We start from the raw sequence: 12941 nt of genomic DNA on the forward strand, positions 1-12941 counted from the left end.
GGCTCCTAGGCCAGGTGGAACACCTCGGTCAGCGGGACCATGGCTTCGTCGGCGGCCTCCGGCTGCTCGAAGAACTCCGCCATCTCCCGCTGCCACCGGTCGTTGACCTCGGTCGCCGCCATCGCCTCCCGGGCGGCGACGAAGTCCTCCGTCTCCAGGTAGCCGACGAGCAGGCCGTCCTCGCGCAGGAAGAGCGAGTAGTTGTGCCAGCCGGCCTCCGACAGGGCGGCGAGCATGTCCGGCCACACGGCGGCGTGGCGTTCACGGTATTCGTCCGCCCGGTCGGCGCGGACCTTCAGCAGGAAGCAGACACGTCGCATGAAGGTGCTTCCCCCGCTCAGAAGTCGAAGGTGTCGATGTTCCCGGCGTCGAAGACCGTGGGCTCGCCGAGGATGACCTCGCCGTCCTTGCCCACGGTGTACTCGCCGAGCTTGCCCGCCGTGAACTTCTCGCCCTCGGCGCCGGTGATCTGCCCCGACGCCAGCGCGGCAGCGGCGTACGAGCCGAGGTAGCCGAGCTCCTCCGGGTTCCAGAGCGAGAACTGCTCGACGGTGCCGTCCTTGACGTACTTGCGCATCTGGTTCGGCGTGCCGAGCCCGTTGAGCACGACCTCGCCCTTGTACGAGGAGTCGCTCAGGTAGCGGGCCGCGGCGGCGATGCCGACGGTCGTGGGGGAGATGATGCCCTTGAGGTCGGGGTAGGCCTGCATGAGGCCCTGCGTCTGCTGGAAGGACTTCTGGTCCGCGTCGTCGCCGTACGCGACCTTGACCAGCTCCATGTCCTTGTACGCGGGGAGCTTCAGCTCCTCCTTCATGAACTCGATCCAGGTGTTCTGGTTCGTCGCGTTCTGGGTGGCCGACAGGATCGCGACCTTGCCCTTGTAGCCGATCTGCTCGCCGAGGTGCTGGACCAGGCTGCGGCCGATCTCCTCGGAGCCGGCCTGGTTGATGAAGAGCTGGCGGCAGTCCTTCGCCGTGTCGGAGTCGTAGGCGACGACCTTGATGTCCTTCTTCATGGCCTGCTTGAGCGGGCCGCACACCGCGTTCGGGTCGTTGGCGGCGACCAGGATCGCATCCTGGCGCTGCTGGATCAGGGTGTTGATGTAGCTGACCTGGGAGGAGGCGCCGGCGTCGGACGGCCCGACCTCCTTGCCCGTACCGCCGTACTCCTTCGCCGCGGCGATCCCCGCCTCGTCCACGATCTTCTCGTACGGGTTGTTGATCTGCTTGGGCAGGAACGCGAGCTTCAGGCCCTTCTTCAGCGGTGCGTCCGGGTCGGCCTTCGCGGAGGTGCCGGCCTTCGCGCTGTCGTTGTCCGCGCTGTCCTTCGTGGTACCGGAACAGGCGGCCAGGGCGAGCGTGAGGGAGACGGCGGTGGCGGCGGTCGCGACGGCGCGGCGCCCGGTGGCGGTGCGGAGCATCATGGCGGCGTGGTGCCTTTCGACGAGGGAGGTCCCCAGAGGGAGCGGGGGTTACGGCTGGGTGCGGGGTGCCGGAGCGGTCGCGGCCCGCCTGTGCCGTCGTTCGACGGCGGCGGCGATGACGCGGGGAGTCAGGACGGACGCCACGAGCAGCAGCCCGGTCACGATGACCTGTACCTCGTTGGCGATGTCGTTGAGGGTGAGCAGGTTCTTCAGGACGCCGATCAGCAGGACACCGGCGACCGCGCCGAAAAGCGTGCCCTTCCCGCCGTCGAAGTCGATGCCGCCGAGCAGGACGGAGGCGATGACGAGCATCTCGAAGCCGAGGCCGTTGTCCGCGCGGGCGCTTCCGTAACGGAGGGTGAAGACGATGCCCGCGAAGGCGGAGAACAGGCCGGTCACGACGAAGAGCAGCAGCTTGATCCGCTTGACCCGGATGCCGGCGAAGTACGCGGCCTCCTCCTGGGCGCCGATCGCGTAGAGCGAGCGGCCCAGGCCGGTGGCGTGCAGCACCACCGCGGTGACCACGGCCAGCACGGCGAAGAGCAGGACGGGATAGGTGAGGAAGGTGCCGGGGACGGTCGTGGTGTCGATGGCCCAGTCCGCGGACACCTGCGGGAAGTCGGTCACCGCGTCGCTGCCGAGTGCCACCGACGCCAGACCGCGGTAGAGCGCCAGGGTGCCGATGGTGACGGCAAGGGACGGCAGCCCCACCCTCGTGACCAGCCAGCCGTTGAGGAGGCCTCCGGCGACGCCCACCAGGAGCACCACCGGCACGATCGTCTCGAAGGCCCAGCCCGCCTCCCACAGGGCACCCGTCAGCGCACTGCCCAGGCCCAGCATGGAGGCGACCGACAGGTCGACCTGCCCCGCAACGACCAGGAGGGTCATCGGCAGCGCGATGACGGCGACCTCGGCGATGTCGTTGAAGGCGAACGCGAGGTTCTCGCTCGATCCGAAGCCCTCCGTGCCGCCGAGTCCGACGATCAGGACCGCCACCAGCAGGACACCGACCGCGGTGTCCCAGCGGAGCGCCAGGCCGCGCAGGGGAGAGGACTTCGGTCCGGTGCGCGGCGTGGGAGCCTTCTTCGTGTCAGGCGCCGTGGTCATGACGGGCGCTCCTCTTCCTCAGTGCGGCGGTCATCCGCAGGTTCACGATCCGGTCGACGCTGATGGCCAGCAGGAGGAGCGCACCGGTGATCGCGCCCTGCCAGAAGGAGTCCACCTTCAGGACGACCAGGACGCTGCCGATGGTGGTGAGCAGCAGGGCTCCGAGCGCGGCGCCCCATACCGTGCCGGTGCCGCCGGTGATGGCGACACCGCCGACGACGACGGCGCTGACGACGGTCAGTTCCCAGCCGTGCGCGTTGTCGGCGACGACGGTGCCGAAGCGGGCGAGCCACAGGGCGCCGGCGAATCCGGCGACGGCCCCGGAGAAGGCGTACGCGGCGAGCACCCGGCGGCGGATCGGGATGGCCGGCGAGCCGGGCGGCCTCGGGGCTCGACCCGATCGCGTACAGCTCACGGCCCGAACGGTAGCTGCGCAGGTAGTACGTGGTCGCCGCGAGCAGGACCAGGGCCATCAGCGGGAGGTACGGGACGCCCAGCACGCTGCCGCTGCCGAGGCCGAGGACCGCTTCCGGCACGTCCGCCGCGCTGATCTGGTCGCCCTGGGCCCACCAGTAGTCGACGCCCTGGATGACGTAGAGCATGCCGAGGGTCACGACGAGCGCGGGAACCCCGCCGAAACTGACGAGGGCGCCGGAGACCAGTCCGCAGACGACACCGATGGCGATGCCGAGCAGCATCACGGTCAGCACCCCGTGGTCCGTCCTCGCGACGAACTTGCCGCAGGCGAAGGCGGAGAGGCCGACGACGGAACCGACCGAGAGGTCGATGTTGCGGGTGATCACGACGGCGGACTGGCCGACCGCGAGCAGGACCAGGATCGACGCGTTGAGCAGCAGGTCCTTGATGCCCTGGTCGGACAGGAAGCGGGGGTTGGCCATGTAGGTGCCGAGGATCAGCAGGGCCAGGGCCCCCGCGATGGAGATCTCGCGGGCCCGGAAGACCGCGTCCACGAGCGAGGACGCACTCCGTCGCGGTTCCTTCACGGTGTCCGGGGGGTTCTCGACGGTGGTGGTCATGCCGCTGCCCTCCCGGTACGTCCGGTGGCCGCGGCCATGACCGATTCCTCGGTGGCGCTCACGCGAGGGATCTCGGCGACGAGCCGGCCCTCGTGCATCACGAGCACCCGGTCGGCCATGCCGATGACCTCCGGCAGGTCGGAGGAGATCATCAGGACGGCGAGGCCGTCCGCCGCCAGTGAGGAGAGCAGCCGGTGGACCTCCGCCTTGGTGCCGACGTCGATCCCCCGGGTCGGCTCGTCGACGATCAGCACGGACGGGCCCGTCGCCAGCCACTTGGCCAGGACGACCTTCTGCTGGTTGCCGCCGGAGAGGACGCCCACGGTGTCGGCCAGCCGGCTGTACTTGAGTTGGAGACGCACCGCCCAGTCGGCGGCCCGGTCGTGTTCCAGGGCCCGGCTGACGAGACCACGCTTACGGACCTCGGCGAGGCCGGTGAGGCCGATGTTGCGCTCGATCGACATATCCATGACCAGCCCGCGCTGGCGGCGGTCCTCGGGTACGAGCGCGAGCCCGGCGGCCATCGCGGCGGTGGGCGAGCCGGGCCGCAGCACCGCGCCGCCCACCTTCACCTCGCCCGCGTCGGCACGGTCGACGCCGAAGACCGCCTGGGCGACCTCGGTGCGCCCCGCGCCGACGAGCCCGGCGAGGGCGACGATCTCGCCGCGGCGTACGTCGAAGGACACGTCGTGGAAGACGCCCTCGCGGGTCAGCCGGTGCACCGACAGGGCGACTTCGCCGACCTCGGCGTCCTGCTTCGGGTAGAGGTCGTCGAGGTCACGGCCGACCATCCTGCGGACCAGGTCGTCCTCGGTGAGGCCCCCCAGCGGCTCGGAGGAGATCCACCGGCCGTCGCGCAATGTCGTGACGCGCCGGCACAGCCGGAAGATCTCGTCGAGGCGGTGAGAGATGAACAGCACGGCGGCGCCTTCGGCGCGCAGCGCCTGCACGACGGAGAAGAGGCGGGCCGTCTCGCTGCCGGTGAGTGCGGCGGTCGGCTCGTCCATGATCAGCACGCGGGCGTCGAAGGACAGCGCCTTGGCGATCTCTACGATCTGCTGGTCGGCGATCGACAGTCCGCGGGCCGGGCGGTCCGGCGCCAGATCGACGCCGAGACGGCGCATCAGCCCGGCGGTGGTCGCGTGCACGGCCTTCCGGTCGATCCTGCCCAGTGCGCGCCGGGGCTGGCGGCCCATGAAGATGTTCTCGGCGATCGACAGGTCGGGGAAGAGCGTCGGTTCCTGGTAGATGACCGCGATACCGGCGTCCCGGGCGTCGGCCGGCCCGTGGAACACGACGGGCTCACCGTCGAGCAGGACCACGCCGCTGTCCGGACGGTGCACCCCGGCGAGGACCTTGATCAGCGTGGACTTTCCCGCGCCGTTCTCCCCGGCGAGTGCGTGGGCCTCGCCGGGGAACAACTGCAGGGACACGTCCTGCAGAGCCCGTACGGCACCGAAGGACTTGCTCACGCCCTTCAGGGCCAGGACCGGGGCTGGGGCCGGGGCCGGGGCGGACTGGTTCATGTGAGCTCCTCAGCGGTGGGAAGTGTCGCTCCACTCGCCGTGAAAGGTTTCAATGAGGTTGCTCGGAAGCTAAACGGGGATTGCGGGCGCAGTCAATGGGTTGATGGCCGGAAGTTCCAGCGAGGCGGGCGAGGCCCGACCTGCGTGAGGGGAAAGGGTGTGCACCCTTGACAGTCCGCGTGGCGGACCACTATCTTCCGCGCGCTTGAATCGATTCAGGTAGGTCGCGCATCGCTCGCTCCACTCGCGCATACGTACCAGGCGTCCCGCTCTACGGCCGGCGAGCGGGACCGGCGGCCGCCGGATGGTCCGGGCCGAGCAGGACGACGAGCCCCGCCCTGCCGGGGATGGGCACCGGGACCTGCTGCCAGCCCGCGCGCCGGTAGAACCGCAGCGTCGCCTCGGCGTGCACGGACGTCAGCAGCCAGCACCGTCCGTCCGGAGCGGACTCGGAGACCGCCCTCAGCAGCGCCGCGCCCAGCCCAGCGCCGCGTGCGCCCGGGGCGACGGCCAGTTCGTCGACCTCCAGGGCCCCGCAGAGCCACGCCGTGACGCGCCCGGAGCCGAGCGCCTCGGCGACATGCCCGTAGCTGCGGTCGGCGGGGAAGGCGGTGGGCGTGGTCCAAGCGGTGGCGAAGCCACCCACGGTGCCCGAGTCGGCGTCGAGGGCCAGCGCGGCGGTGAACCCGGGGCGCTCGGCGTCGGCGGCGAGCCGCTCGACGTACAGCGCTGCCGCTGCGGGGTCCTCGTTCCACGGTGCGGCCGAGAACACCTCGGCGTAGACCCGCCGGATCCCCTCGGCGTACGCCGGAAGGCTCCCGCCTTCCACCAGCCGCACTCGCACGAACGCTCCCGCCCCCGCCCCTGACCGCTCCGAACAGGATAGGCCGCACGCTTCGTTCGCTCCTGCCCATGGGAGACGTGGAAGCGCAGACAGCTTCGGTGCGGCCGCGTCCACGTGGGTACCGCAGGCAGGCAGGTACGCGGATCGTGAGGGGTCGCCCTGCGCGGGGAGGGCGCGCCCCGTCACCGAACGAGGTGTGCTGTGAACCAGTCCCGGGCCAGCTCCGCGACCCGGTCGAGGGCGCCCGGTTCCTCGAAGAGGTGGGTGGCGCCCGGGACGATCTCCAGCCGGTTCTCGCAGTGCAGTGCCGACTGCGCCTGCCGGTTGAGGTCGATCACCGTGCTGTCGGCACCGCCCACGACGAGCAGCGTGGGCGCCCGTACGCGGGACAGGTCCGCACCGGCCAGGTCGGGGCGTCCGCCCCGGCAGACCACGGCGCCGACGCCCGAGTCGGGTGCGGCGGCGGCCCGCAGCGCAGCCGCCGCTCCCGTACTCGCCCCGAAGGATCCGGCCGGGAGGGAGGCACGGCGCTGCAGCCAGCGCGTGGCGTCCGCCAGCCGCCCGGCGAGCAGCCCGATGTCGAAGACGTTGGCCCGGTCGGCCTCCTCACCTGGAGTGAGGAGGTCGAGGAGGAGAGTGCCCAGGCCCGCCCTGTTCAGGGCGGACGCCACCGAACGGTTGCGTGGACTGTGGCGGCTGCTGCCCGAGCCGTGGGCGAAGACCACGACGGCCTCCGCGTCCCGGGGAAGCACGAGATCCCCGGCGAGGCCGGTCCCGGCCGAGGCCACCTCCACCTCCTCGGCCCGCTCGGCTGCCGAGTCACCCCGCGGCGCCCGGGCCAGCAGGGAGACGACCTCTTCGTCGGAGGTCTGGGAGAAGTCGCGGTACCACTCACCCACGGCGGAGAAGAGGCTCGGCGTGGACAGGCACACGACCTCGTCCACGTCCTCGCGCAGCCGGGCGACCACGTCGGGCGAGGCGACCGGCACGGCGAGCACGACGTAGCCGGCGCCCTGGGCCCGCACGACCTGACAGGCGGCCCTGGCGGTCGCCCCGGTGGCGATCCCGTCGTCCACCACGATGACTGCGCGACCCTCGAGCGGGAGACGCGTACGGCCTTCCCGGTACGCGCGCGACCGCCGTACGAGCTCCGCCTCCTCGGCGTGCTCGACGGCCGCGAGGTCCTTCTCCCGGACCCCGGCGTGGCGGACGATCTCGTCGCTGATGACCCGGACCCCGCCCTCTCCGAGGGCGCCGAAGCCCAGCTCGGGGTGGTAGGGGACACCGAGCTTGCGGACCACGGCCACGTCCAGCGGGGCGTTCAGCTCCCGTGCGACCTCCGACGCCACGGGGACTCCGCCGCGCGGAAGTCCCAGGACGACGGGGTCGCGCTGCTTCAGGTGCCGCAGCGCCCCGGCGAGCTGCCGTCCGGCGTCCGTGCGGTCGGTGAACAGCACAGTGGTTCGCCTCCAAGCGGGCGGACGTTCCCACGGGCCGGTGGACACATGTGCGCGAGCCCGGCGCCCGGAATCCCTCCATCCCCAGGGTCGCACCTTTCGCGCAGCCGGGGCGAGGCGGCGCAAGCAGGGGCGAGCCCCCCGACCTGCCCGGGTTCTCTCCCCCCACGCCGCGCTCGCCGGCCGGCGGGCGGCGCCGGCAACACCGCGTTCGTCGACGCCGGCATCGCCCTGCACGCGGCCGTGGTCGCCGCTGCCCACAACGCCCTACTGACCGACCTGTTCGCCCGGTTCGTGCCCGTCCTGCGCGTCGGCCTCATCGACCTGCTGGATTTCCTCGGTCTGCACTCCGGCGACCCGGACCACGGCGACGAGGGCCACCGTCAGTCGGTGTCCCGAGCGGGGGCAGAGCGGTGAGACGGACACCGATGGTCTGTTCGGTCGGCCCGTCGCCGTGCAGCCGTAGGGTGCCGCCCGGATCTTCGGGGGCACCGTAGAAAGGGTGCCGCCCGGATCTTCGGGGGCACCGTAGAAGTCGAAGTGCGCGTCGATGGGGACCTGTTCGCCCTTGCCGAGGACGAAGGCCACGATGTCGATCTCGCCGTCTGGTACTGGGCCACGTCTCCGTGACCGTCCGGGGGGCCGGCGACGGCTGCGCGTCGCCAAGACGGATATATATCCATGGGTGCCCTACTGGGTGAGCGCCTGCCGGATCTCGAGTGGTCCACCGGACCCACGCATCTGCCGGAGCGCTGAGCGCGGCCCTGGAGGGTTGCCGTCCGGCCACTGTGGCCACCCGGAGAAGCGGTGGCAGTCGGTCGGCGGTGGGCCTTCGCGCCGTGGCCGGGACGGTCCGGCGCTTACGCGCTCGCTACGTCGCCCCCGCTACCGTCCTGTGACCTCTGCGGAGGAAGACCCTCCCGGGGAAGGGCCCGACGTGGTGCGGATTGTGTGCCCCCGGCAGGACTCGAACCTGCGGCCAAGCGCTTAGAAGGCGCCTGCTCTATCCACTGAGCTACGGGGGCCGGTGCCGGCCTCTACGGCCCGGAGGGCGCTGGTTCAAGCCATCCGTGACCTTGCCGGGACAAGGATAGGGCTCAGATCACCTCGTCCCGGTTGCTTCACCTGCGTGGCACGATGTGGAGGTTCGGTGAAGCGAACCGATAATCGCAGGTAGGTGCGATTAGTGCATCGCTTTTGGCGCCTCGCGCCCCGGGTGTTGTGCACTCGTTATGCCTGCGCCCCACTCGTCCCCTCTGTCCCCCGGGATGGATTCGCCGCGCAGAGAGGCCTATACGCTTCAAAAAGCCGTCAAAATTGGGCATTCTTCGCATGTGGTAACCATCGATGTACGGCCCCAGCTCATCGACGCACTTTCCGCCCTGCGCGACCGTGTCGCTGCCGTGCGTCTTCCCCTTCCACTGCCGCAAGCCGAGCGGGCCCGGCAGACGAGAAGCGAACTGCTCGCCCAGCTGGACGACTACCTCGTCCCCCGCCTCAAGGATCCCGAGGCGCCGCTGCTCGCCGTGATCGGGGGATCCACCGGCGCCGGCAAGTCCACGCTCGTCAACTCGCTGGTGGGCTGCCGGGTCAGTGAGGCCGGTGTGCTGCGCCCGACGACGCGGACCCCGGTACTCGTCTGCCACCCGGACGACCACCACTGGTTCGCCGGCGTCCGGGTGCTGCCCCAGCTGACCAGGGTGTGGCTGCCCCCGGGGCAGCTCCCGGACCCGGACGGATTCGACCACATCGGGTCGGACGGCGACCAGGACGGCACCGTGCTGCGCGTGGAGACCGCGGCGACGCTGCCACGGGGTCTCGCCCTCCTGGACGCCCCCGACATCGACTCGCTCGTCGTACGCAACCGGGTCCTGGCCGCCGAACTCATCTGCGCCGCCGACGTATGGGTCATGGTCACGACTGCCTCCCGGTACGCCGACGCGGTTCCGTGGCACATGCTCCGTACCGCCAAGGAGTACGACGTCTCCCTGGTCACCGTCCTGGACAGGGTGCCGCACCAGGTGATCCTCGAAGTGTCGCGGCAGTACGCGGCCCTGCTCACCCGGGCCGGACTCGGCGATGTGCCCCGGTTCACGATCCCGGAACTGCCCGAGTCCGCAGGGGGCGGCAGCGGGCTGCTGCCCACCACCGCCGTGGCCCCCCTGCGCGCCTGGCTCACCCACCGGGTACAGGACCCGGCGGCGCGCCAGCAGGCCGTGAGCCGTACCGCGGCCGGGGTCATCGACTCGCTCGACGTGCGGCTGCCCGAGTTGGCCGGGGCCGTGGCCGCGCAGTACGCGGCGGCTGTGCGGCTGACCGGCGTGGTCGAGGAGGCTTACACGAAGGAGTCGTCCCGCGTCCGCCGGCGGCTCCAGGACGGGGCCGTACTCGCCGGGGGAGCCCGCACCCGGTGGCGCGGATACCCGCTCTACAGCACGGCCGGTGAACTGCTGGACGCCCTCGTGGAGAGCCTGGTGGCGCTGCTCCAGTGCGCGGTGGCCGCCGCCGACGAACAGATCCGCACCGCCTGGCAGCGGGACCCCGCAGCCGGCGGCTTCCGGTTCGAGGGCGCCGGCCGGAAGGCCGGGAGCTGGGGGCCAGCCGAGGACGTCCAGGGCCGGATCGCCATGGCCGTACGGCGCTGGCGGCGGGTCCTGGAAGAACTGGCCGAGGAGGAGGTGCGACTCCTGGAACGCAATGCCGCACCCGACGCCGAGACGGTCGCCGCGCTGCTCGCCGCCGCCCTGCTCGGCGGCCGCCGGGCCCGGGGCGCCGGGGAGCAGCTCGCCGAACGCATCAGCGCGCAGGGGGCGTTGCGGCTGCGTGACAAGGGAGGGGCGTTGCTCACCAGCTACCTGGACCAGGTCATGCACGGCGAACGCGACCGGCGGCTCGCCCCGCTCGACGCCCTCGAAGTCACCCCCGAGCCCCAGGCCGAACTCATTGCCGCGCTGTCCGTACTGCAGAAGGCGAGGTGGCAGCGATGACTGCCGTCACTGATCAGGGTCGCGACCAGGGGCCCGGAGCGGACCCCGAGAAGGACCGGGGAGCCGACGAGGAGGAACGGCGCTGGGACGACGGGCTCATCGCGAGGCGTGCCACCGACGCGCTGCCGGAGGACGTCCGGGTGGAGGATCCGCCCAGCGACGAGCAGCCGCAGGTCGAGGCGTACGGGTTGCCGGGAGGGACCCTGGGGCCGAGGGTCGACGCGCTGCGCGAACTGGTCGGACTCTCCCGCGCGCGGATCGAGGGGGACGTCCTCGCCGAGGCGGGGCGGGTGCTCGACGAGGCGTCGGCCCGTCGGCGGCTCTCCTCCCAGCACACGGTCGTCGCCGTCGCGGGAGCAACCGGCAGCGGGAAGTCCACACTGTTCAACGCGCTCGCGGGGGCCCCGATCTCCGACACCGGGCTGCGCAGGCCCACGACGTCCGCGCCGATCGCCTGCAGCTGGACGGACGGTGCCGCAGGGCTCCTTGACCGGCTGGCCATTCCCGGCCGGCTGCGGCGAAGGCCGGTGCCGGGCAGCACGCAGGCCGACGAGGCACTCCAGGGACTCGTACTGGTGGACCTGCCCGACCACGACTCGGCGGCCACCGGCCACCGGGACCAGGTGGACCGGGTACTGGCGCTGGTCGACGCGGTGATCTGGGTCGTCGATCCGGAGAAGTACGCCGACGCGACCCTGCACGAACGCTATCTCCGGCCGCTCGCGGGGCACGCGGAGGTCACCTTCGTCGTCCTCAACCAGATCGACCGGCTCCCCGGCGAGGCGGCCGACCTGGTCCTGGACGACCTGCGCAGGCTGCTCGACGAGGACGGCATGGCGGTGGGGGAGCACGGGGAGCCGGGCGCCACGGTCATGGCCCTGTCCGCGCTCACCGGTGAGGGGGTCTGTGACCTGCGCGAACTGCTCGGGCAACTGGTGCAGGACCGCTCGGCGGCGGCGCTCCGGCTCTCCGCCGACGTGGACGCGGCGGCCGCGCGGCTGCGGCCCGTGTACGTCGCCGACGGGCGTCCGGGGCTCGGTGAGCGGTCTCGTGAGGAGTTCACCGGCCGGCTGGCGGAGGCCGTCGGTGCGGCAGCGGCGGGGCAGGCGGCGGAGCGGGAGTGGCGCAGGAACGCGGGGCGGGCCTGCGGGACGCCCTGGCTCCGGCTGTGGCGCTGGTACCGGTCGACCCGGCAGCTCGGCGGCCTGGACCTGATGGCCCAGGTGCTCGCGCCGCCGGCGGAGGACGAGCTCACCGCCCGGCAGCGGGTGGAGCAGGCCGTGCGGATGCTGGCGGACGACGCGGCCGAAGGGCTGCCCGCCCCGTGGGCCCAGGCCGTGCGCGAGGCGGCGGTGAACGGTGCGCGGGGGCTGCCGGAGGCACTGGACGAGCTGTCACGGAACACCGACGCGAAGGCGGGCGGAGTGAGCCGGGGCCGTACGGGAGGCCGGGGAGCGGGCCCGGAGCGTTCCGGGGGTCCGGCGTCCTCCACCGGCTCCAGGATCGCGGCGGCGAAGGGTGGGACGGCGGGGAGGGCCCAGGCAGGGGGCCGGACCGTCACCCCTGCCAGGGGATCGGCCGGTGGCCGTGCCGGCAGGCCGCCGCGCCCCACGTGGTGGCCCGCTGCGGTGCTGGCGCAGGCCTCGATGACGCTGCTCCAGGTCTTCGGCGGTCTCTGGCTGCTCGGTCAGATCGTCGGGATGTTCGAGCCCGGCCTGATCACCCCGGCCCTGCTCATGCTGGCCGGCGTCCTCGGCGGGCCGCTCGTGGAGTGGTCGTGCGGGGCCGCGGCCCGGGGGCCCGCGCGCCGTTACGGGCAGGAGGCGGAACGGCGGTTGCGCGAGGCGGCGGCAGGCTGCGGCCGGGCCAGGGTGCTCGACCCGGTCGCCGCGGAACTGGCGCGGTACCGGGAGGTGCGGGAGCGGTACGTGGCGGTGACGGAGTTGTCCACAACCAGCCGGTAATCCACAGGCGCCCGCGGCATTCCGGCTTCGGGGCCAGCATGGAGGTCGTCGGAACGGGCCCGGAGCTCGCCGGGCCGCAGGACGCATACGGGGGACGGGAAATGAACGAGACGTGGGTCACACTGGTGGGTAACGCCGCGACCCCGGTGGACTTCCGGGAGACGGCGACGGGCCCGACGGCACGGTTCCGCATGGCGGTGACGCCCAGGCGGTGGGACCGCGAGAAGCAGCTCTGGGCGGACGGCCGCACGAGCTTCTACACGGTGTGGGCCTGGCGGACGCTGGCGGCCAATCTGGCCGGTTCGGTCTCCGTCGGAGAACCACTCGTCGTGCACGGCCGCCTGAAGGTGCGCGAGGAGGAAAGGGACGGGGCCTGGAAGACGTTCGTGGACATCGAAGCCACGGCTGTGGGACACGACCTGACCAAGGGCACCGCCGCGTTCAGGCGGGTGCTCAAGGGTGAGCCGGCGCTGACAGACACGGCGCATCGTCAGAAACAGGCCAAAGAGAGGGCGTCGGTGACCTGAACAAGGGGGGCACGCCGAAGTCAGCTATAACGATTGCGAGTCGGAATGCTTATCTGACGGCATGACGGG

Annotated in this window: 10 protein-coding genes, 1 tRNA gene and 1 pseudogene; 3 read left to right on the top strand and 9 right to left on the bottom strand. The window is 71.9% G+C overall.

The window, feature by feature from the left end:
- Nucleotides 1–5 precede the first annotated feature (5 nt).
- The 9 genes and pseudogenes from QFZ58_RS24130 to QFZ58_RS24170 all read right to left on the bottom strand — a co-directional run bounded on the left by QFZ58_RS24130 (nt 6) and on the right by QFZ58_RS24170 (nt 8419).
- Nucleotides 6–320, bottom strand: coding sequence for an L-rhamnose mutarotase (locus QFZ58_RS24130; protein WP_307126990.1), 315 nt, complete (start codon nt 318–320; stop codon nt 6–8).
- A 17-nt stretch (nt 321–337) separates the two neighbouring features.
- Nucleotides 338–1423: a rhamnose ABC transporter substrate-binding protein gene (rhaS, locus tag QFZ58_RS24135; RefSeq protein WP_307126991.1), complete on the bottom strand. Its 1086-nt coding sequence runs from the start codon at nt 1421–1423 to the stop codon at nt 338–340.
- Between the two features lie 48 nt (nt 1424–1471).
- Nucleotides 1472–2530 (bottom strand): ABC transporter permease, encoded by a 1059-nt coding sequence (locus tag QFZ58_RS24140; RefSeq protein WP_307126992.1) that lies wholly within the window; start codon nt 2528–2530, stop codon nt 1472–1474.
- Nucleotides 2514–3567 (bottom strand): annotated as a pseudogene (locus tag QFZ58_RS24145) (ABC transporter permease). Before QFZ58_RS24145 ends, QFZ58_RS24140 begins: the two are co-directional and overlap by 17 nt.
- Nucleotides 3564–5093, bottom strand: coding sequence for a sugar ABC transporter ATP-binding protein (locus QFZ58_RS24150; RefSeq protein ID WP_307126993.1), 1530 nt, complete (start codon nt 5091–5093; stop codon nt 3564–3566). Before QFZ58_RS24150 ends, QFZ58_RS24145 begins: the two are co-directional and overlap by 4 nt.
- A gap of 271 nt (nt 5094–5364) precedes the next feature.
- Nucleotides 5365–5937, bottom strand: coding sequence for a GNAT family N-acetyltransferase (locus tag QFZ58_RS24155; RefSeq protein ID WP_307126994.1), 573 nt, complete (start codon nt 5935–5937; stop codon nt 5365–5367).
- 182 nt (nt 5938–6119) lie between these two features.
- Nucleotides 6120–7394: a phosphoribosyltransferase gene (locus QFZ58_RS24160; RefSeq protein ID WP_307126995.1), complete on the bottom strand. Its 1275-nt coding sequence runs from the start codon at nt 7392–7394 to the stop codon at nt 6120–6122.
- A gap of 267 nt (nt 7395–7661) precedes the next feature.
- On the bottom strand, nt 7662–7982 hold the full coding sequence (locus tag QFZ58_RS34530) for a hypothetical protein (RefSeq protein WP_373428582.1): 321 nt from the start codon (nt 7980–7982) through the stop codon (nt 7662–7664).
- Nucleotides 7983–8346: 364 nt separating this feature from the next.
- A tRNA-Arg gene (locus tag QFZ58_RS24170) sits at nt 8347–8419 on the bottom strand.
- Between the two features lie 318 nt (nt 8420–8737).
- Here QFZ58_RS24170 and QFZ58_RS24175 point away from each other — a divergent pair.
- The 3 genes from QFZ58_RS24175 (at nt 8738) to QFZ58_RS24185 (ending at nt 12872) form a co-directional block, all read left to right on the top strand.
- On the top strand, nt 8738–10381 hold the full coding sequence (locus tag QFZ58_RS24175) for a dynamin family protein (protein ID WP_307128970.1): 1644 nt from the start codon (nt 8738–8740) through the stop codon (nt 10379–10381).
- On the top strand, nt 10378–12345 hold the full coding sequence (locus QFZ58_RS24180) for a GTPase (protein WP_307126996.1): 1968 nt from the start codon (nt 10378–10380) through the stop codon (nt 12343–12345). The genes QFZ58_RS24175 and QFZ58_RS24180 overlap by 4 nt, the downstream gene beginning before the upstream one ends.
- A 101-nt stretch (nt 12346–12446) precedes the next feature.
- On the top strand, nt 12447–12872 hold the full coding sequence (locus QFZ58_RS24185) for a single-stranded DNA-binding protein (RefSeq protein ID WP_307126997.1): 426 nt from the start codon (nt 12447–12449) through the stop codon (nt 12870–12872).
- Nucleotides 12873–12941 lie beyond the last annotated feature (69 nt).

This window comes from Streptomyces sp. B1I3 (genome assembly GCF_030816615.1).
Lineage (GTDB): Bacteria > Actinomycetota > Actinomycetes > Streptomycetales > Streptomycetaceae > Streptomyces.